This window comes from Sideroxyarcus emersonii (assembly GCF_021654335.1).
Classification (GTDB): domain Bacteria; phylum Pseudomonadota; class Gammaproteobacteria; order Burkholderiales; family Gallionellaceae; genus Sideroxyarcus; species Sideroxyarcus emersonii.
The window spans coordinates 329936-350068 of record NZ_AP023423.1 but is presented as its reverse complement, the minus strand read 5'-3'; the positions used below and the strand labels follow the sequence as shown (position 1 = coordinate 350068).

The window sequence follows — 20133 nt, the reverse complement described above, 5'->3', positions numbered from 1 at the left end:
CCCGGCAATGAAACACTCTCTCCAACTCAGGCAGTCCCAACAACTGATGCTCACGCCGCAGTTGCAGCAGGCTATCAAGCTGCTGCAACTGTCGACGCTCGAGATCAATCAGGAAGCGGCGCGCCTGCTGGACGAGAACCCCTTCCTCGAGCGCGAGGACGACACCACCAACCAGACGTACAGCGGTAACAGCAGCACCGACACGCCCGCCCCGTCCAGCAGCGCGGAAAGCGCCCCGGCCGAAGCGGAATCGCGCGACAGCGACAGCAGCGAATGGCCGGAGCCGTCGTTCTCGTCCTCATCCTCCTCCTCCTCCAGCCCCGACGACGAAGACGACGGCTATTCCGAGGTGGCTGCCGAAAAACCCAGCATGCGCGAACACCTGCTGTGGGAACTGAACATGAACCCGATGGACGAGCGCGACAAGAAGATCGTCGGCCTGCTCATCGATGCGCTGGACGAGAACGCCTACCTGTCGCAACCGCTGGAAGAGATCGCCGAACTGCTGCCGCCGGAACTGGACATCACGCTGGACGACCTGGAAACGGCACTGGTGCAGTTGCAGCACCTCGATGCGCCCGGCATCGGCGCGCGCAACCTGAGCGAATGCCTGTCCCTGCAGCTGCGCGCCATGCCGGAAGACCTGCCCGGCCGCGAACTGGCGTTGGCCATCGTCGGCCAGCACCTGGATCTGCTCGCCGCACGCGACTTCAACAAACTGAAGAAGGCCCTGCGCTGCGACGACAATGCCCTGCGCACCGCACAGGATCTGATCGTCCACCTGCAGCCCAAGCCCGGCTCCGCGTTCGAACACCGCGCAGCCGACTATGTCGTGCCGGACGTGCTGGTGGAACGCCACGGCGGCATCTGGCGCGCGCGGCTGAATCCGGAAGCGATGCCGCGCCTGCGCATCAACCAGGTGTATGCCAACATCCTGCAGCAGCGCAACGAGAAGAACGCGCAGGAGATGGCCGGCCAGTTGCAGGAAGCGCGCTGGTTCATCAAGAACCTGCAGCAGCGTTTCGAGACCATCCTGCGCGTGGCGCAGGCCATCGTCGAACGCCAGCGCCAGTTCTTCGAACACGGCGACATCGCCATGCGCCCGCTGGTGCTGCGCGAGATCGCCGAGCAGCTCGAACTGCACGAATCCACCATTTCGCGGGTCACCACGCAGAAGTTCATGCTCACCCCGCGCGGCATCTACGAATTCAAGTATTTCTTCGGCAGCGGCCTCGCCACCGAAGCCGGGGGCGCCTGTTCTTCCACCGCCATCCGCGCACTCATCAAGCAGCTGGTCAGCGAGGAAGATGCCAAACATCCGCTCACCGACAGTCGCATGTCCGAAATCCTGGCACAGCAGGGCATTTTGGTCGCCCGCCGTACCGTGGCAAAATACCGCGAGGGAATGAACATCCTTCCGGTAAATCTTCGTAAATCACTCTAACCATAAGGAGCAGGCCATGAACCTCAACCTCACAGGACGTCACCTCGAAATCACCCCGGCCATCCGCGAGCATGTGCTCAGCAAGCTGGACAAGGTCAAACGCCATTTCGACAACGTGATCGACATCAACGTGATCCTGTCGGTGGACAAACTGGTGCAGAAGGCCGAGGCCAACGTCCACGTCTCCGGCAAGAACATCTTCGCCGAGACCGAGGATAGCAACCTGTATGTGGCCATTGACGCACTGGTCGATTCGCTGGATCGCCAGGTGTTGAAACACAAGGAAAAACACACCGCGCGCCGCCACGACGAATCGGGCAAACACAGCGCAGCAGAATGAAGTCGATACGGGGCCATCAGCAATGATGGCCCCGTTTTTCCGTCACGGTGAAACAGCATGAGCCTGATCAGCAAGATACTAACCCCCGAGTGCGTGCTGCTGGATAACGAATCCGCCAGCAAGAAGCGCGTGTTCGAGCGCGTCGGACTGTTGTTCGAGAACACGCACCACATCGCACGCAGCCAGGTGTTCGACAGCCTGTTCGCGCGCGAAAAACTCGGCTCCACCGGACTGGGACAGGGCGTCGCCATCCCGCATGGCCGCGTGAAGGGTCTGCGCGATGCGGTCGCGGCTTTCGTTAAGATGCAGAACCCCATCCCGTTCGATGCACCGGACGGACTGCCGGTGAATTTCATTTTCGTGCTGCTGGTTCCCGAACGGGCGACCGACCTGCACCTGCAACTGCTGGGCGAACTGGCGCAGATGTTCTGCGACAAGTCGTTCCGCGACCGCCTGCAAGCCACCGACGACCCCGTGGCGATCCACAAACTGTTCATCGACTGGCAAGGATAAATATCGTGGCCCAGGTCAACATCCAGCAACTCTTCGAAGACAAGCAGGAACGCCTGAGCCTGACCTGGGTAGGTGGCGCCAAAGGCGGCGATCGCGTGCTGGAAAGCGATACCGTCAACGCTTCCAACCGCGGCCTGATCGGCCACATGAACGTGATCCACCCGAACTGGGTGCAGGTGTTCAGCAACACCGAGCTGGATTACCTGCACGCGCTCTCCCCCGCCGACCTCTCCGCCACGCTGACCCAGCTCGAACAGGGGCAACCGCTGTGCCTGATCGTGGCCGGCGAGACCGAGATCCCCAAGGGGCTGCTGGATTTCGCCAACCGCACCCACACCCCGCTGTTCCACTCGCCGCTGGGCAGCGTGCAGCTGATGTGGATGATCCGCCACTACATCGTCAAGGGACTGGCGGACTCCACCACGCGCCACGGCGTGTTCCTGGATGTGCTCGGCGTCGGCGTGATGATCACCGGCGACAGCGGCGTGGGCAAGAGCGAACTGGCGCTGGAACTGATCACGCGCGGCAGCGGCCTGGTCGCCGACGACATCACGGAGCTGTACCGCATCTCGCCGGAAACGCTGGAGGGACGCTGTCCCGACCTGCTGCGCGATTTCCTCGAAGTGCGCGGCCTCGGCATGCTCAACATCCGCACCATGTTCGGCGAAACGGCGGTGCGCCGCAAGAAAAGCCTCAAGCTCATCGTCCACCTGTATCGTCCGCCGCACGACGATCTTTCCAAGCTGGAACGCCTGCCGACCTCCGGCTCCGAGGAGATACTGGGCGTCAGGATCAGCAAGGTGGAACTCCCCGTGATGGCCGGGCGCAACCTCGCCGTGCTGGTGGAGGCCGCCGCGCGCAACTTCGTGCTGCAGCAGCGCGGCATCGACACCATGCAGGAATTCATCTCCCGCCAAGAGCAGCTGATGCAGGAGCAGTGAGCATGCAGCTCTTCCTGATCAGCGGCTTATCCGGCTCCGGCAAGAGCGTCGCGCTGAATGTTCTGGAGGACAGCGGCTATTACTGCGTGGACAACCTGCCGGCGGAACTGCTGCACGTGCTGACCAACAACCTGAAACTGGCGGGCATCAGGAAGATCGCCGTCAGCGTCGACGTGCGCAGCGGCAACAGCGTCGTGCTGCTGCCGCAATACATCGAGAAGCTGAAACAGCAGGATATCGACGTGCATCTGCTGTTCCTCGACGCGAACAACGAGACGCTGGTAAAGCGCTTCTCCGAGACGCGCCGCCTGCACCCCCTGAGCGACGGCGTAAAGACGCTCACCGAGAGCGTCGCGCTGGAGCGCGAGTTGCTGGCCGAGATCGCCAGCATCGCGCACCACATCGATACCAGCGACCTCAATGCCAACGCGCTGCGCGCCTGGATCAAGCAGTTCATCGCGCTGGACCGCGCGCGCCTGACCCTGCTGTTCGAATCCTTCGCCTTCAAGAACGGGCTGCCGCTGGATGCCGATTTCGTATTTGACGTACGCTGCCTGCCCAATCCGCATTACGACCCGGTGTTGCGTCCGCTGACCGGCCGCGACCAGCCAGTGATCGACTTCCTCGATGGCACGCCGCTCGCGCAAAAGATGTACACCGACATCCGTGATTTCATCGCGGGCTGGTTGCCCAGTTTCATCGCCGACAACCGCAGCTACCTCACCGTCGCCATCGGCTGCACGGGCGGACAGCACCGCTCGGTGTATTTTGCCGAGAAGCTGGCGCTACACTTCAGATCGCAACAGCAAGTGCTGCTGCGCCACCGCGAACTCGCGCAACAAGCCTGACCCGTGCTCCAGCATATCAAGCCCGGCGACTACCTCACCCTGCTGGTCGGCGGCCTGTGCACCATCTGGATCACGCTCACGGTCTGGTCCGGCGGCGCCGCCGACAAGGCCATCATCCGCAGCGGCGGCAAGGTGTTCCGCGAAGTGCCGCTGTCGCGCGACCAGCAGATCGAAGTGCCCGGCCCGCTTGGCACCAGCATCGTCACCATTGAGAAACGCAGGGCGCGCATCACCTCCGACCCCAGCCCGCGCCAATACTGCGTGCGCCAGGGCTGGCTGCAGCAGGCAGGCGAGATCGCCATCTGCCTGCCGAACGAGGTGAGCGTTGAACTGAGCGGCGGGCAGAAAAAGTATGACAGCCTCAACTATTAATGCGGTACTGAGTCCCGAGTATCGAGTGCCGAGTAATTGCGGCGGGTTTACTCAGCACTCAGCACTTTGATAAATGACTACAACGATAAGACTCGATACATCGGCCGAAGACCACCACATCGCAAAGATGGCGGCGGTGGCGCTCGGCCTCACCGTGCTCGAGAACGCCATCCCCTCGCCGCTGCCGGGCGTGAAACCGGGACTCGCCAACATCGTCACGCTGATCGTGCTGGCGCGCTTCGGCTGGCGCACTGCGGCATGGGTATCGCTGTTGCGCGTGCTCGCGGGTAGCCTGCTGTTCGGCAACTTCCTCGCCCCCGGCTTCTTCCTCAGCCTGTCCGGCGCGCTATGCAGCCTCGCCGTGCTGGCACTCGGCATGCACCTGCCGCAACGCTTCTTCGGCCCGGTCACCCACAGCATCCTTGCCGCCTTCGCCCATATCGCCGGACAGATGACCGTGGTCTACCTGTGGCTCATCCCGCACAGCGGCATCGCCTACCTGATCCCCATCTTTGCCACGGCAGCCCTGGTGTTCGGCACGGTGAACGGATTGATCGCGGCCAGTTTCATGGATAATGGCGAAAAAACCGAGACGGAACCACAACCATGAAAACAATCACGCTTGCTCTTACCGGTGCCTCCGGCCTGCCCTACGGCATGCGCCTGCTCGAATGCCTGCTGCAAGGCGGACAGCGCGTGCATCTGGTATATACCCAGGCCGCGCAGATCGTCGCCAAGCAGGAACTGGATTTCACCCTGCCGAACCGTTCGCAGGAAGCGGAGCAGATGTTCGCCGATCGCATCGGCAACTTCAGCGGCGAGCTGAAAGTGTTCGGCATCCAGGACTGGTACGCGCCGATGGCCTCCGGCTCCAACCCCGGCGACGCAATGGTGGTCTGTCCCTGCACCATGGGTACGCTGGGCAAGATCGCGGGCGGCATCAGCGACGACCTCATCGCCCGCGCGGCGGATGTGATGCTGAAGGAAAAACGCACTTTGATCCTGGTGCCGCGCGAGATGCCGTTCTCGGCGATCCATCTGGAGAACATGCTGAAGCTGTCGCATGCGGGTGCGGTGATCATGCCGCCGAACCCGGGGTTCTATCATCATCCGCAGAGTGTGCAGGATATGGTGGATTTTGTTGTCGCACGGATTTTGGATCACCTTGGGGTGGAGCAGACGTTGATGAAGAAGTGGGGCGAGTAGCTTCAATCAAAACCAAAACCGTCGGGGGTTGCCCGACAGCAAGTTACTTTCTTTTGCTTCGCCAAAAAGAAAGTAACCAAAGAAAAGGCGACCCCGGTGCGCCGCCCCTGCGGGGTTCCCTGCGTTGCTCGACTGGTCAGGCGGCTGCGGAACTCGCGCTACGCGCTCAGACAGTCCTCGCCGAAATCCCCTGACCAGCCTGCGCTACTCGGCGGCGCACAGGGGAGGGAAAGGCAAAACCTAAATCCACAGCGATGGCACTTCGTGCCCCCGCTATTCGACTGTGGATAGCAAGGTTATTAACGAGTGTGGGTACGAATTAGGCCATAAATAACACGGCGAGAAGCGTTGCAACCATAAAGGATTGAACGATCATGGAAGCCCCTTTTGATGATTTTCTTGATAATGCGTTACAGGCTCTCGAATTACTAAAGCTACACGAAGAGAAGAACTCAGGAAAGAAGACTCACCATACTCATGAAGTTCTTACCAAATCGTGTGCGGTACTTTTGGTTGCCTGCTGGGAAGCCTTTATCGAAGATGCCGCTGAAGCCGGGTTAAGCTTCATAATAGACAATGTTAAGTCCCCTACAAATTTGCCGAAGGAACTATTGAAGTCGATTGCTTTGGAGCTAAAAGTCGATAAGAACGACATCAAAGTTTGGGAGCTGGCTGATGGTGGGTGGAAATTGGTAGCGAAAAGCCATTACAAGGCCATGCTTTCAAAGCATCTTGGACCATTCAATACCCCACGTGCTGGAAATATTGATGATCTCTACAAGAATGTTCTTGGGCTTGAAACTCTGTCTGCATGCTGGACTTGGAAGCATATGCCAAATAAACAGTCTAAAGATAAATTGAGTGCGCTCATTTCGCTGCGTGGCTCCATAGCTCACCGAATCAATACAAGCCACAAGGTAACTAGAAAACTAGTGGATGGATATGCAAGCCATCTCCTCTTCCTTGCGATAAAAACAAATAACAGGATTAGAAGGCATGTTTATCAATCGACCGGGTTATATCCATGGAATGAAGTGACCTACCGTTCCATCAAGTAACGTCCATCCATCTTCTCATCGTCAGATGTTAGACAGAGAGGGCACGAAGTGCCCTCTCTGTGACTTTGAATTTCGCCTTTTCTTCCCCTGTGCGCCGCCGAGTAGCGCAGGCTGGTCAGGGGTAGTCCGACGAATATGTTTGAGCACGTGACCGCGTAGCGGGTCGTGCGAGTTTATGAGGAGGCCTGACCAGTCGAGCAACGCAGGGGACTGCGAAGCAGCGGCGCACCGGGGTCGCCTTCTTTTTGGTTACTTTTTCTTGGCGACGCAAGAAAAAGTGACTAGCTGTCGGGCTACCCCCGACGGTTTTGATGTTGATTTGAAAGAAGAGGGGATAAAACCGACAACACCTTCCTCACCGGCGTCGGTATCGCCGCCCCCAACGCCTCTTCCACCTCCAGCCACATAGCACCCGGTTGCGCAGCACGCAAAGGCTTATGTGCAAGCTGCACTTTCAACGGCGTGATATGCAGCCTGAAATGCGTAAAGGTATGCGAGAACTCCTCCAGCCTTTCCCCTGCGCTTGCCTCCAGTTCTTGGCGTATGAACCACTCCCGCGCCGCGGTCTCATCCTCGAATTGCGGCGGACACCAGAGCCCGCCCCAGATGCCGCTGCTTGGCCGTTTCTCCAGCAGGATGTCGTTGCCATGCATCAGCAGCAGGAAGACGGCATGCCGTTCCGGCACCGCCTTGCGCGGTCGCGGCGTGGGCAGTGCGGCAACCCGATCCGTCGCCAGCGCAACGCAATCCGCCTGCACCGGGCACAAGACGCACTTGGGTTTGATGCGTGTGCAGACGGTGGCACCCATATCCATCAGCGCCTGGGTGTAGGTGGCGATATCGCTTTCCGGCAGTAGCGCTTCGGCCTGTTGCCACAACCGTTCTTCCACCTTTTTATCGCCCGCCCAGCCTTCGATGCCGCAGTAACGCGCCAGCACCCGTTTGACGTTGCCGTCGAGGATCGCGCGCCGTTCGTGGTATGCCAGTGCGCACACGGCGGCGGCAGTTGAGCGTCCTACTCCAGGGAGTTCGACGATGTCGTCGAATTTGCGCGGAAAGGCACTGTCGAATTTCTCGACGACGATGCGGGCCGCCTTGTGCAGGTTGCGGCCGCGGGCGTAATAGCCGAGGCCGCTCCAGTGCGCGAGCACGTCGTCCTCGCTGGCGGCGGCCAGCGCGGCGACATCGGGGAAAGCCGCAACGAAACGCTGGTAATAGGGGATGACGGTGGCGACCTGGGTCTGCTGCAGCATGATCTCGGACAGCCAGACGCGGTAGGCATCCGCACCTTGCCACGGCAAGTGGTGGCGTCCGTGCTGCTTTTGCCAGCGGATGAGCTGATGGGCGAACGATGACATCGATGAACGGTTCAGGTGTGTCGCGAACCGCTCATTTGAACAAGCCCTTCAAGCCCTTCTTCAGTTCGTCCCGGGCTCTGGCTTTAAGTTCGTCCTTCTTTTCATCGAGCTTTTGTTTGGCGACATCGGCGATCAGCGCGCTGTAATCGACTTTGTATTTCAGGTCGTCGAACGTGCCGCTGATGTTCACCGGCAGTGTTGCGGTCTTGCCCTGCTCCGTCTTCGCGAAAATGGATTTGGCGTTGTAATCCATGTTGCCGCGCCCGATGTCGATGTCGCCCTTGCCGGTCACGCGCAACACGGTGGATTTCACCGCGAGGTCGTCGTTATGTGCCACGCCGTTATGCACCTTGAAGCTGGCCTTGAATTCGCTGAACGGTGTCTTCTCGTTCTTGTCCACGCCCAGGGTCTGGACACTGGTTTCCTTGCCCAGGTTCTGCACGCCCTGTACCAGCTTCTCCAGATTGACGCCCTTGATCGCGCCGTTCGCCAGGTTCACCGCAACCTTGCCGTTCAGGGCCTTCTTCAGGCCGCTGACGGTGTTGCCCTGCGCAGTCAGGTCGAGCGCGATGTTGCCGCGCCCCTCGATCAGATCGAGATTGGCGACATCCTTCAGCAGCGGGGCGGTGTCGACGCCGGTCAGCTTCTCGTCGATGGCGAAGGTGGATGTCATCGCATTCACCGATGCCCTGCCGTCGACGCTGCCCTGATACAGCTTGGCCGAGATCGGCGCGATGTTCACCTGCCCGCCGCGCGCCTTCACGTCGACGCGCAACTGCGCAAGCTTGACGTTGGCAGCCTTGAGCGAGCCGATGCGCACGCTGCCTTCCACATTCAGCGTCTTCAGCGCGGAGAGATCGAACGGCTGCTCCGGCTCCGCCGGCTTGGCCTGGCCCTGCTGCTGGGTTTGTTCGGCCTTCTTCGGCAGGTAGGGATCGGCATCGAACTGGTCGATCTCCAGGTCGTAACGGATCATCGGCACGCTGAAATTGTTCACCGCCAACTTGGCCTTGACCTGGCTCTGCAGCAGGCCGCCGTCCAGCTTGGCCTGGATGCTCTGCCGACCCAGGTCGGCTTGCACGCTGCCCTTCAATTCGCTGCTGATGTGCTTGCCGGGCAGCTTGTCGCCGCTGGCATCCAGCGCCAGCCTGAGATCGGACAGGTTGAACTGCTGCGCCTCGATGCTGCCGGTGAGCGGCGACGTGAGCTTGAGCTTGAACGACTGCTCGGGCTGCCGCACCTCCACATCCAGTGCCATCGAGCCCACCTTGAACGAACCGGCATTGCCTTCGATACCGGGCAGTGCAAGCGCCGCGACGATGTTGCCGGATGCGCCGTCCAGCTTGCCATTCAGGGCAACGCTGTCGCCCTTGAAGCTGTCCTTGGCAAGGCTCAGCTCGGGCGCATTGAAGCTTGCCTCGAACTTGCCTTGCGCCTTGCTGCCGCTCGCGCTGAGCGTGAACTTCCGCAGCGAGAATTCCTGTGTCGCCAGATGCGCGCTGGCATCGCCGCCGGCCTTCACCAGCAGGTCAGCGATGTCGAGCGCCTTGCCGTTCGCCTGCAGTTCCAGGCCTTGCACTTGATAGAAGTTCTTTTCCAGATCGAAGGTGAGCGTGGTTCTGATCTGCGCCATGATGTCCAGCCTGGGCTGGCTGGACTGGATGTGGGCAGAGAAATCGATCCGGCTCGGCACGTCGTTGGCGATGCGCCCGGTCTTGAGGTTCAGGTCCTGCACGCTGTAATTGTTGCCTGTAGCTTCGTCGCTGTAGCTGAGATCGGTCTTGTCCATCTGTACCGAGGCGATGTCGAACAGCATCGGCGAGCTGCCCGCTTCCGCCGCTGCGGGCGGCGCCGGCGTGGCGGGTTCGGCGGGCTTGCCCAGCAAGTCATCGAGGTTGGTCTTGCCGTTCCTGTATTTGACCAGTCTTGCCTTGACGCCGCTCACCGCGACCTCGTCCACCACGACCTGCCGGGCAAGCAGGGGCAGCAGCTTGAGCGAGATGCTGGCGCTGTCGAGCGAGGCGAACTCCTGCTCGCTCCGGTATTCCGACAGCGAGGCCTTGCCCAGGCTGACGCCGATACTGGGGAAGAAATGCAGACGGATGTCGCCATCCAGCCTGAGCGTGCGCTGCTTGCTGTCCTTCACCGCCTTGATGATCTGCGGTTTGTAGGCGTTGGGATCGAAAGTCGCCGCCACATAGCCGACCAGCGCCGCAGCCAGCGCCAGCAGCGCCCCGATCGTCCACAGGCCGTACTTGAGGTATCTGTTCATATCGTCACCCGTCGAAAGATGTTGTACGAATTATAAACAAGGGGACCGCCATCCATGATGACAGCCACCGTGCCACGTTCGAGCATCGTCGAATCAGGGCCCTCGGCCCGCCTCGACGGGCAATATTCAGGCGTCCGGCAATGCGATCTTGTTGTCGGTGCTGAACTGATAGTCTTTGAAGATATGCTCCGCGGTAAGCAGCTGGTAGCTGCCGTCCGCCGCCTTGCGCGAGGTGTCCTTGAGGCGGTAGGTATAGTGCCCGCAGGTCCAGCATTTGAAGTTGCGCATGTGCGTGCACAGACAGGTCTTGTCGAAGACCTGGATCTTCTTGGCGTCCGGATGCAGGGCCACCTCGCGGTTGTAGGCATCGATGTAGTCGCAATGGCCGGTGGAATCGAGCAGGTAGCCATAAGACTCGCAGCCCGGGCGGATGCCGGAACCGATGGACGGGCTGTTCTTCAGCATGCGCATCGGATACCCCGTGGGCGAGGTGGCATTGACCTCGATGTCGCTCTCGCTGGCCTTGAAATACTCCTGCTGCACATCCTCCGGCAAGCCGCATTCCTTCGACACCGTGAACCGGGTGGCCACTTGCACGGCAGAAGCGCCTTCCTCAAGGAAGCCGACTGCATCGCTGCCGGTGAAGATGCCGCCGGCGGGAATCACCGGGATATCCAGCTTCTCGTCGCGCAGGTACTGATGGATCTCGTTGGTGATGGTGCGCAGGTCGTACTTCATCCAGTCGTCCAGGCCGAAGCCGAGGTGGCCGCCGGCCAGCGGACCTTCCACCACGATGTAGTCGGGCAGGCGATTGGTGCGGGCATTCTTGCGCAGGAACAGTTGCAGCGCGCGCAGGCTGGAGACGATGATGCCCAGCTTGACGTCGCGGAAACGCGGATGTTCCTCGATCAGTGCGAACGATCCAAGATGCAGGCCCGCCGCCAGGGTGACGCCGTCGATACCGCCGGACAGCGCTTCCCAAAGCCGCACCTTGAGCGTCTCCTTGGGCGCGTTCATGGTGAGCTTTTCCATGCAGTTGATGAAGACCATGCCGGAACCGCGCTTGGCCTCCATGGTCTTGCTTACGTGCAGGCGGGTGGATTCGGCGATGTGGCCCAGATCGAACTTGACGTCGGCCTTGTCGGAATTGTCGATGTTGTATTTGTACTGCAGGAGCTTGGTCTTGACGAAGTCGGTCTCGTAGCGGCGGTCGGAGACGGTGGGCAGCATGGCATCCGAAATATGGCCTACACCGCCCAGACGGGCTGCTTCCAGCGCCAACTCCGCAGTGGAGATATCCACGCCCATGCCCCCGATCATGATCGGGACCAGCTCTCGTTTGCCGAACTTCAGGCGGAAATCATCAACACGTTTCATTATTTCTCTCGCTCCTAAACGAGGCTCATTTTACCCCAAAGTGCCATGCGGCCCCCGCAAAAGTGCCTGCGGGGAGCCCTGACCGGCAATTGCCGATTGCCTAGATGACTTTGGAATAGCGCGTGTGTTCTTGTTTTGCGCGCAGGTATTTGTCAAAGACCATGCAGATGTTGCGGATCAGCATGCGCCCCTTCGGGGTGACGCTGATCCATTGCGGCGAGAACTCGAGCAGTCCTTCTTTTTCGTATTCGGCGAGTTCCTTCAGTTCGGTGGCAAAGTACTGGTCGAAATCGATCAGGTAGGCGATGTTGAACGACTCTTTCGATATCTCGAAATGGCACATCAGCGCCTGGATGATGGCGCGCCGCACCAGATCGTCGGCGTTCAGCTCCATGCCGCGCATGATGGGCAGAGTGTTGTTGTCGAGCGCATCGTAGTAGGGTTCCAGCTCGCGGAAGTTCTGGCTGTAGGTCGGGCCGATCTTGCCGATGGAGCTGACGCCGACCGCGATCAGGTCGCAGTCCGAATGTGTCGAATAACCCTGGAAATTGCGGTGCAAACGGCCCTGGCGCTGGGCCACGGCGAGTTCGTCGTCCGGCTTGGCGAAATGGTCCATGCCGATATACACGTAGCCGGCGTCGGTGAGGGTGTTCACCGCCAGCTTGAGGATGTCGAGCTTGGCCTGCGGCGCCGGCAGGTCTTCCTCGTGGATGCGGCGCTGCGGCTTGAACAGCTTGGGCATGTGCGCGTAGTTGTAGATCGAAAGGCGGTCCGGGTCGGCCGCGATGACCTTGTCCAGCGTGACCTTGAAACCTTCCAGCGTCTGCTTCGGCAGGCCGTAGATCAGGTCGATGCTCACCGACTTGAAGCCGTTGGCGCGCGCCGCCTTGATGACCTGCAGCGTCTCCGCTTCGCTCTGGATGCGGTTCACCGCCTTTTGCACCGCAGGGTCGAAATCCTGCACGCCGATGCTGATGCGGTTGAAACCCAGTTCGCCCAGCAGGGCGACGGTGGCATCGCTCACCTTGCGCGGGTCGATCTCGATGGAGTATTCGCCATCCTCCACCAGCTGGAAGTTGCTGCGGATGGCCCCCATCACTGCGCGCAATTCGTCGTCGCTGAGGAAGGTGGGCGTGCCGCCACCGAAGTGCAATTGTTCGACCCGGCGGTCCTTGCCCAGCAGCGCGGCCTGCATCCCGATCTCTTTGATCAGGTATTTGACATATTGGTCGGCCTTGCTGAAATCCTTGGTCACCACCTTGTTGCAGGCGCAATAGAAACACAGGGTATTGCAGAACGGGATGTGGACATACAGCGACAACGGGCGGCTGATGCCGCCGACCTCGCGCTTGCCCATCCACTGCGCGTACATCTCGGCATTGAACGCCTCGACGAAACGGTCGGCGGTGGGATAGGACGTATAGCGGGGACCGTTCTTGTCCAGGCGCCGGATCAGGTCCAGATCGACTTCCAGCTGGGAGCTTATTTCTTTGTTGGCTGACATGGGAAAAGCTTCAAATAATTCGGTTTCGGAATGTGACAGGATACCGCAAAATGCGTTTGATATAGGTCAAAAACCGTGTCATATTTCGGCCGTGGAAACCGCAATCTATCCCCTGAAGAGCCCGGCACAGAACGCCGTTGCCAACCCTGCCCTGCGCATCGCCTGCTCCAGCTGCAACCTGCGCGAGTTATGCCTGCCGGTCGACCTGGACGGAGTGGAGATGCAGCGGCTGGATGCGCTGACCAGCCTGAAACGCGCGTTCCGGCGCGGCGAGTATCTTTACCGCAGCGGCGAGCCGTTCCGCGCGCTATATGCCATCCGCACCGGTTTCTTCAAGACCCAGGTGCTGCATGAAGACGGACGCGAACAGGTGACCGGCTTCCAGATGCCCGGCGAGATCATCGGCCTGGACGCGATCTGCTCCGACGCCCACAGTTGCGACGCCGTCGCGCTGGAGGACAGCGAGATTTGCGAGATACCGTTCGCCCAGCTGGAAGCGCTCAGCCGCGAACTGCCGAGCCTGCAGCGCCATCTGCACAAGATCATGAGCCGCGAGATCGTGCGCGACCACGGTATCATGATGCTGCTCGGCTCGATGCGGGCCGAAGAGCGGCTGGCCACCTTCCTGCTCAACCTGTCGCAGCGTTTCAGCGCCCGCGGCTATTCGCCGAACGCCTTCCACCTGCGCATGACGCGGCAGGAGATCGGCAGCTACCTGGGCCTGAAGCTGGAAACGGTCAGCCGCACGCTGTCCAATTTCCAGGAATGCGGCCTGCTCAATGTGAAGGTGCGCGAGGTGGAGATCATGGACATGCTGCGCCTGCGCAGTTTCGTCGGCGGCGCCTGATGCGTCGTTTTGCCGCATTCCAGCCTCGCCATTGAACAGTTATCCTGCACGAAAGACCGGCTCTTGCCACCGAACAACCATTCATCGGAGTACAACATGCATCAGCAATTCAGCGTATCGCACGAAGAGACCGTCCGCGCCAAATGGCCGCACGAGATTTTTCTGATCAACCTGGTGTTCAACCACATTCTGGTGTTTGCCGCGACCTTCGGCGTGTTCAGCACCTTCCCGCTGATGGTGCTGGTGGTGCCGATCACCTCTTTCGCCATCACCGGCTACATCGTCTTCAAGGCCCGGCAGATCGCCAGGTCTGAAGAGACCTGGTTCGTCAAATCGCACTGGGAGATCGCCGCACAACGCAACAGCAATTTCCTGCGGCTGCTGGTCATCACTTGTGCCATCGTCGGCGGCGGCCTGTGGCTGTCGAAAATGATGGCATGGTCAAAGATCACCACGCTCGCCACACTCGGCGGCTTCGGCATCCTGCCGTTCATGGTCTCCTTGCTGGTGCTCATCGTGCTGGGCAACGATTCGATGTATCAGGCACGCCACGGCAAGCTGCCCAAGCGCTTCGCCGAGCAGCACGCTGCCCCGTCCGATCCGGCCATCTCCCTGTAGGCCGGGCATGACCACCGAAAGCAGGATCTATTGGGGCGTCGGCATCGTATCGGCGCTGGTCATCGCCGGATCGCTGCTGATTCCGGGAGAACCCAGGCGCAGCGATGACCTGCCTTGGCACATCGAGCACCCGACGCCGGATTCGGTGCGGGTATTCGGCCTGACGCTGGGGGAATCGGTTGCCAATGAGGCCGAGCTCCGCTTCAAGGAGGAAGCCAAGCCCAGCCTGTTCAAATCTCCCGAAGGCAAACTGATCGCCGAGGTGTTCTTCGAGCAGGTCGACCTGGCCGGCCTGCGCGGCAAGATCGTGCTGACCATCGACGTTCCCGCTGCGGAATTGCAGGGCATGTACGAGCGCGGGCTGCGCATGGCAGCCACCGGGAGCGGCAAGAAGATCACCATGACGCCGGATGACATCGCGAAGCTGCGCACTTGGCCGATCAGCAGCCTGACCTACCTGCCCAGCCTGAACGTGGACGAAGCCGCTTTCCTGAAACGCTTCGGCCGGCCTGCGCAGCGCATCCAGGAGAACAAGAGCGGGCTGGTCCACTGGCTGTATCCGCAGGATGGCCTGGATATCACGCTGGGCAACGGCGAAAAGCCGTTGTTGCAATATGTCCCGCCCAGGAATTTCGACAGGCTGGTGAACCCATTGATGGCGAACGGCTCGGTCTTGCAGTAACGCTGACGCAGCCGGCTATTTCTTGTCGGCCCCGGCGTTCCTGTCCTTGTCGGCATCGTGCAGCAGATCGTCATCGTCATCCAGCAGGATGCGGTTGGCGCTGCCTTCCATATCCTCGTACTGCCCTTTCTTCACCGCCCACACCAGCACGATGACGAACAGCACGCCGAAAAACATCATGCCGGGTATCAGGCTGTAGATCACATCCATCGCGTCACCTCACTGCTTGTTGAATAATGTCCGAATGCGCGCCGCATTGCCGATCACGACCAGCGAACTGATCGGCATGCTGATCGCCGCCACCAGCGGACTGACTTTCGCCATCATTGCCAGCGGCACCATGATGGCGTTATACACGAACGATAGCCCGATGTTCTGCTTGATGGTGCGCAAGGTGCGTTGCGACAGCAGCGTGGCCTGACGCACCTTGTCCAGTTCGTTGTACATCAGCACAATGTCGGCGCTCTCCACCGACACGTCGGTACCTGACCCCAGCGCGATACCGACATCGGCCCTGATCAGCGCGGGGGCATCGTTGATGCCGTCGCCCACCATCGCCACTACCGCGCCGCCTTGCTGCATGCGCTGGATCACCTGGTCCTTGTCCTGCGGCAACACCTCGGCGATCACCTCCATGCCGCCGAGCTGGCGCGCGACCGCTTCGGCCACCGGCCTGCGATCTCCGCTCAACAGGATCATGGTGATGCCCGACGCGCGCAGCGCGTCGATCAATTGCCGGGCATCGCTGCGCAACTTGTCTGCCAGAGCAATGATGGCCACATGCCTGCCGTCCCGGGCCATATATACGCAGCTCATCGCCTGCTTTTCCAAGTCATGCGCGATCGCCTGCAATGCCGGGTCGAGCGCGATGCCCTGCCGCACCAGCCATTCCGCGCTGCCCATCGTCACTGCCCTGCCCGCCACCATTGCTGCAACTCCCAGCCCCGCTGTCGCCCGGAAGCCGGAGGACGACAGATCGCGATAAGGCAGTTGCCGCGCTTCGGTCTCAGCCACGATGGCCTTGGCCAGACTGTGTTCGCTGTATCGTTCCGCTGCTGCGGCATGCCGCAGCACCTCCTCCTCATCGCACCCTGCCGCCACATGCACCTGTGCCACGCTCATCCTGCCTTCGGTCAACGTCCCGGTCTTGTCGAACACGAAATGCGTGACCTTGGACAGCGTCTCCAGCACCAGGCCGTTCTTGACCAGGATGCCGTGTTTGGCCCCCAGCCCGGATGCCACGGCGATAGACATGGGCGTCGCCATGCCCAGCGCACAGGGGCAAGTGATGATGAGCACCGAAGTGGCCGCCATCAGCGCGATCTCGAAATCGTGGCTGTTCCAGATGAAGAAGGTGATCGTCGCACAGACCAGCGTGACCAGCACGAACCACGGCACGATGGTATCCGCCAGGCGCTGGATGGGAGCCTTGGACGATTGCGCCTCCTCGACCAGCCGGATGATCTTGGCCAGGGTGGTGTCCTGCAGTTGCGCACGCACTTCCACCAGCAATGCGCCGTTCGTGTTCACCGTGCCCGCATAAACTTGCGCACCCGCCGCCTTGTTCTGCGGCGCGGACTCCCCGCTCAGCATGGCTTCGTCGATCGCGCTGTGCCCCTCCAGCACCACGCCGTCGACCGGCACTTTGTAGCCGGGCTTGATCAACACATGATCGCCCGGCTTCACGCCGCGTATCGGGGTCATCTGCTCCTGCCCGTCACGCATGACGATGGCGACGCGCGGCTGCAGTTCCATCAGGCGCTTGGTGGCGGACACCGCCTGATGGCGGAACATCCCCTCCAGATAACGTCCGATCAGGATCACGAAAATCAGGTTGGTGACGGTGTCAAAATATACTTCGCCTATCGCGCTACGCGTCACCGTGACGTACAGCGAATAGGCATAGGTGACGGTCAGACCGATTGCGATGGGCAGATCCATGGTGAGGTGGCCGCCGCGCAATCCCCCCATCGCACCGCGGAAGAACGGATATCCCGAATACAGCAATGTGGGCGTCGCCAGGGCAAGCCCGATCCAGTGGAAGAACTGGCGGAACTCGTCATGATCCGCACCGCTGTACAACGCGATGGCGATCCACATCATGTTCATCATGGCAAAGCCTGCGAAAAACAGGCGGTAGAGCATGGCCCGGTTGCTCTTCTTGATTGCGCCTTCCGCACTTTCCGGATCATAAGGAACCGCGGCATAACCGATCCTGGCCAGTGCCCGGATCAGATCGGAAAGTTTGCTCTGTTTGTTGTCCCAGCGCAGATGCAGGCGTTTCGCGGCCAGATTGACATCGGCAGACTGCACGCCGGGAACGCGCTGCAGCCCCCGTTCGATCAGCCAGACACAGGCTGCACAGTGGATGCCCTCGACCAGCAGATGAATATCGCGGATGTCGCCGGAACAGGTCGTGAACTCCTGCTGGACTTCGTCGAAATCGTAGATTTCGATGTCTTTGGGCAGCTCCGGAGGGGGCGCGAGCAGCACGCCTTCCGGCGTACGCTGGTAATAGCCCTGCAGCCCGGCTTCGTAGATGGCAGCGCTCACGGACTGACAGCCGAAACAGCAGAAATCCCGTTCGGCATCATCCAGTCTGGCATGGAAATCAGCCTCCGGCGGGATCGGCAACCCGCAATGAAAGCAGCCGCCTGCGGCAGGATGGCTACGCTGCATCGTGCAAACCTGCTGCTAATTAAGATGCGGAGACCATGAACTTTTCAGTGTCGACACCGAACCGTTCCTCACCGCGCTGGACGCGAATATGCAACTCCCAATAGCCTTTGAGCGGGAAATTGATATACCCCTGGTAACGGCCCGGAGCCACCTCCCGGAATGGCGTGGAGAAGTCCTGGCTGGCATCGGATGCACGATATGACACCACCTCCATGTTCCCGCTCACCGGCTTGCCATCACGGTCTTGCACAGCGATCTGGTATGTCGCCGGCGTTCCCACAACCACGGATTCCGGCTTCTTGATCTCCGTTTGCCATGCCAATTGATGCTGCATCCTGAGTTCGCTCAGCAACGACTCGTTCGACTGGCGGTCACCGGTCTTGTAGTCGCGCTCGACCAGGGCCGAGCGAGTCCCTTTGGTGGCGAACCAGACAAAGGTCGCATTGACCGACAGCACGATCACGATCAACGCCAGCATGCCCCACACCCAGGGATTGCGCAGTCCGGATTTATTGCCTTGTGAAATCATTTCGTCGCTCCTGTTAATGTTTCGGGCCATTGAAGTTGCTGGTGTACTCGGCGGATATGCCCGGATCTTCCACTCCTTCCACCCTGAATTCGATCGGCGTCACCTCCTGCTTGACGTTCTGGCCGGGTGCCTTGACGAAGATGGTAAACGAAGTGCCGCGACCATGATGGGTGATGGGATTTTCTTCGGCACCGATGATCACCTGACCGGGCACCCCTCCCTCGGCCGAAACCCGGACATGGATATCCTTATCGGTCTTGTTGAGTACCTTGAAATCGTACTTGTTCTGGATCGATCCGTCACTCATGATGACGAACAGGGGCTGGCGTTCCGGAATCACCCTCAGCGTCATCGCGCCCAGGTGGGTCAACCCGTAAACGATCCCGGACAGAGCGATCAGGATGATGCCTACATATACGAATGTGCGCGGGTGCTGATACATCTTCCGCGCCTGCTTGCCGGACAGCTCGTCCAGCGAAGCATAGCGGATCAACCCGCGCGGTTTGCCGATCTTGTCCATGACGCTGTCGCAAGCATCCAGGCAGAGGCCGCAAGTGATGCACCCCAACTGTTGACCATCCCGGATATCGACGCCGGTCGGACAGACCTGCACACACTGGAAGCAGTCGATGCAGTCACCTTGCTGTGCGACCGCCTCACCACCGCGGCGCAACTTGCCTCGCGGTTCGCCGCGTTTGGCATCGTATGTGGGCAGGATGGTTTGCGCATCCGTCATGACCCCCTGGATCCGCGCATAGGGACACAGCCAGATACAGGCCTGCTCACGCAGGAAACCTGCCAGGATATAGGTGCCAAAGAAGAACATGGCAAGGACCACCCAGCCCACCTTCGGCAAGTTGAGGTGAACCAGGTTGTTCCAATAGTCGAATGCGTCGACGAACCAGATCGAAAAGCTGATGCCGGTGAGCAGGGCGATCAGCATCCAGATCGCGTGCTTGATGCCTTTCTTCCGGATCTTGTCGACACTCAATGGCGCGTCATCCAGCTTACGCCGCGCGAGCGGATTGCCCTCGATCTTGTCTTCGATCCAGGTGAACCAATCGGTCCAGGCGGTCTGGAAACAGAAGAAACCACACCATACGCGCGAAGCGACCGATGTCACGGCAAACAGCGTCATCGCCGCCATCAGCAACACCAGCGACAGCATCCAGATATCCTGCGGCAACACCGTCAGATTGAAGAAATGGAACTGGCGGTTCTGGATGTCGAACAATATCGCCTGTTTGCCGTTCCAGCGCAGATAGGGAAACAGGAAGAAAGGAAGCCAGAGCCCGAGCTGAGTATAGTTCTTTACCGTACGGAAGAAGCCGGGCATGCGCTTGGCATGGATGGTCTTTTCGCCCCGATTGACCTTCCACGACTCGAACTCGTGATAGATGGTCGTGACGGTGCCAATCTCTTTCTTGTCTGCTTCGCCATTCACAATCTCTCTCCAAATATTTATTGACTGCTGATTTTTTAATTCCGAGAATAAAATACTTCCGGATCGGTTCGCAGCATTCACCAACACAGAGCCGATGCGCA

At 60.2% G+C, this 20133-nt stretch carries 20 protein-coding genes; 12 read left to right on the top strand and 8 right to left on the bottom strand.

The genetic code is table 11. The features are described from left to right. Positions 1-7 precede the first annotated feature (7 nt). The 9 genes from L6418_RS01650 to L6418_RS01610 all read left to right on the top strand — a co-directional run bounded on the left by L6418_RS01650 (position 8) and on the right by L6418_RS01610 (position 6722). Positions 8-1444 carry an RNA polymerase factor sigma-54 gene (locus L6418_RS01650; RefSeq protein WP_237247744.1) on the top strand — a complete coding sequence of 479 codons (1437 nt, stop codon included), beginning with the start codon at positions 8-10 and terminating at the stop codon, positions 1442-1444. Between the two features lie 16 nt (positions 1445-1460). Further along, positions 1461-1784 carry a ribosome hibernation-promoting factor, HPF/YfiA family gene (hpf, locus tag L6418_RS01645; protein ID WP_237247743.1) on the top strand — a complete coding sequence of 108 codons (324 nt, stop codon included), beginning with the start codon at positions 1461-1463 and terminating at the stop codon, positions 1782-1784. Positions 1785-1841: 57 nt separating this feature from the next. Beyond that, a complete protein-coding gene (locus tag L6418_RS01640) occupies positions 1842-2297 on the top strand; it encodes a PTS sugar transporter subunit IIA (RefSeq protein ID WP_237247742.1) in 456 nt (151 codons plus the stop codon). A gap of 5 nt (positions 2298-2302) precedes the next feature. Further along, positions 2303-3238, top strand: coding sequence for an HPr(Ser) kinase/phosphatase (gene hprK, locus L6418_RS01635; RefSeq protein WP_237247741.1), 936 nt, complete (start codon positions 2303-2305; stop codon positions 3236-3238). A gap of 2 nt (positions 3239-3240) precedes the next feature. Further along, positions 3241-4086 (top strand): RNase adapter RapZ, encoded by an 846-nt coding sequence (rapZ, locus tag L6418_RS01630; RefSeq protein ID WP_237247740.1) that lies wholly within the window; start codon positions 3241-3243, stop codon positions 4084-4086. Positions 4087-4089: 3 nt separating this feature from the next. Next, complete coding sequence (locus L6418_RS01625) at positions 4090-4458, top strand: NusG domain II-containing protein (RefSeq protein ID WP_237247739.1); 369 nt, start codon at positions 4090-4092, stop codon at positions 4456-4458. Between the two features lie 73 nt (positions 4459-4531). Continuing rightward, on the top strand, positions 4532-5068 hold the full coding sequence (locus tag L6418_RS01620) for a Gx transporter family protein (protein ID WP_237247738.1): 537 nt from the start codon (positions 4532-4534) through the stop codon (positions 5066-5068). Beyond that, positions 5065-5664, top strand: a complete 600-nt coding sequence (locus tag L6418_RS01615; protein ID WP_237247737.1) for a flavin prenyltransferase UbiX — start codon at positions 5065-5067, stop codon at positions 5662-5664. Before L6418_RS01620 ends, L6418_RS01615 begins: the two co-directional genes overlap by 4 nt. Before the next feature lie 374 nt (positions 5665-6038). Then, positions 6039-6722, top strand: coding sequence for a HEPN domain-containing protein (locus tag L6418_RS01610; protein WP_237247736.1), 684 nt, complete (start codon positions 6039-6041; stop codon positions 6720-6722). 293 nt (positions 6723-7015) lie between these two features. On the opposite strand, the gene mutY is transcribed toward L6418_RS01610, so the two are convergent. The 4 genes from mutY to hemN form a co-directional block, all read right to left on the bottom strand. Beyond that, entirely contained in the window at positions 7016-8080 is a 1065-nt protein-coding gene (gene mutY / locus L6418_RS01605; protein WP_237247735.1) for an A/G-specific adenine glycosylase, read from the bottom strand. A 31-nt stretch (positions 8081-8111) separates the two neighbouring features. Further along, on the bottom strand, positions 8112-10352 hold the full coding sequence (locus L6418_RS01600; RefSeq protein ID WP_237247734.1) for an AsmA family protein: 2241 nt from the start codon (positions 10350-10352) through the stop codon (positions 8112-8114). Positions 10353-10478: 126 nt separating this feature from the next. Then, positions 10479-11729, bottom strand: a complete 1251-nt coding sequence (locus L6418_RS01595) for a nitronate monooxygenase (RefSeq protein ID WP_237247733.1) — start codon at positions 11727-11729, stop codon at positions 10479-10481. A 100-nt stretch (positions 11730-11829) separates the two neighbouring features. Next, a complete protein-coding gene (gene hemN / locus L6418_RS01590) occupies positions 11830-13233 on the bottom strand; it encodes an oxygen-independent coproporphyrinogen III oxidase (protein ID WP_237247732.1) in 1404 nt (467 codons plus the stop codon). A gap of 91 nt (positions 13234-13324) precedes the next feature. Between hemN and fnr the strand changes: the two genes are divergently transcribed. The 3 genes from fnr to L6418_RS01575 all read left to right on the top strand — a co-directional run bounded on the left by fnr (position 13325) and on the right by L6418_RS01575 (position 15380). Further along, entirely contained in the window at positions 13325-14080 is a 756-nt protein-coding gene (gene fnr, locus L6418_RS01585; protein ID WP_237247731.1) for a fumarate/nitrate reduction transcriptional regulator Fnr, read from the top strand. Between the two features lie 96 nt (positions 14081-14176). Continuing rightward, positions 14177-14698: a hypothetical protein gene (locus L6418_RS01580; RefSeq protein WP_237247730.1), complete on the top strand. Its 522-nt coding sequence runs from the start codon at positions 14177-14179 to the stop codon at positions 14696-14698. A 7-nt stretch (positions 14699-14705) separates the two neighbouring features. Further along, the gene (locus tag L6418_RS01575; protein ID WP_237247729.1) at positions 14706-15380 is read left to right on the top strand and encodes a hypothetical protein; all 675 of its coding nucleotides are present in this window, start codon (positions 14706-14708) and stop codon (positions 15378-15380) included. Between the two features lie 15 nt (positions 15381-15395). Here L6418_RS01575 and ccoS read toward each other — a convergent pair whose 3' ends face one another. From ccoS to ccoG, 4 genes are read right to left on the bottom strand one after another with little or no spacing between them, the layout of a single operon-like run. After that, positions 15396-15590 carry a cbb3-type cytochrome oxidase assembly protein CcoS gene (gene ccoS, locus L6418_RS01570; RefSeq protein ID WP_237247728.1) on the bottom strand — a complete coding sequence of 65 codons (195 nt, stop codon included), beginning with the start codon at positions 15588-15590 and terminating at the stop codon, positions 15396-15398. 9 nt (positions 15591-15599) lie between these two features. Beyond that, the gene (locus L6418_RS01565; RefSeq protein ID WP_237247727.1) at positions 15600-18059 is read right to left on the bottom strand and encodes a heavy metal translocating P-type ATPase; all 2460 of its coding nucleotides are present in this window, start codon (positions 18057-18059) and stop codon (positions 15600-15602) included. Between the two features lie 19 nt (positions 18060-18078). Continuing rightward, positions 18079-18588 (bottom strand): FixH family protein, encoded by a 510-nt coding sequence (locus tag L6418_RS01560; RefSeq protein WP_237247726.1) that lies wholly within the window; start codon positions 18586-18588, stop codon positions 18079-18081. A 13-nt stretch (positions 18589-18601) separates the two neighbouring features. Next, the gene (gene ccoG / locus L6418_RS01555; protein WP_237247725.1) at positions 18602-20032 is read right to left on the bottom strand and encodes a cytochrome c oxidase accessory protein CcoG; all 1431 of its coding nucleotides are present in this window, start codon (positions 20030-20032) and stop codon (positions 18602-18604) included. Positions 20033-20133 lie beyond the last annotated feature (101 nt).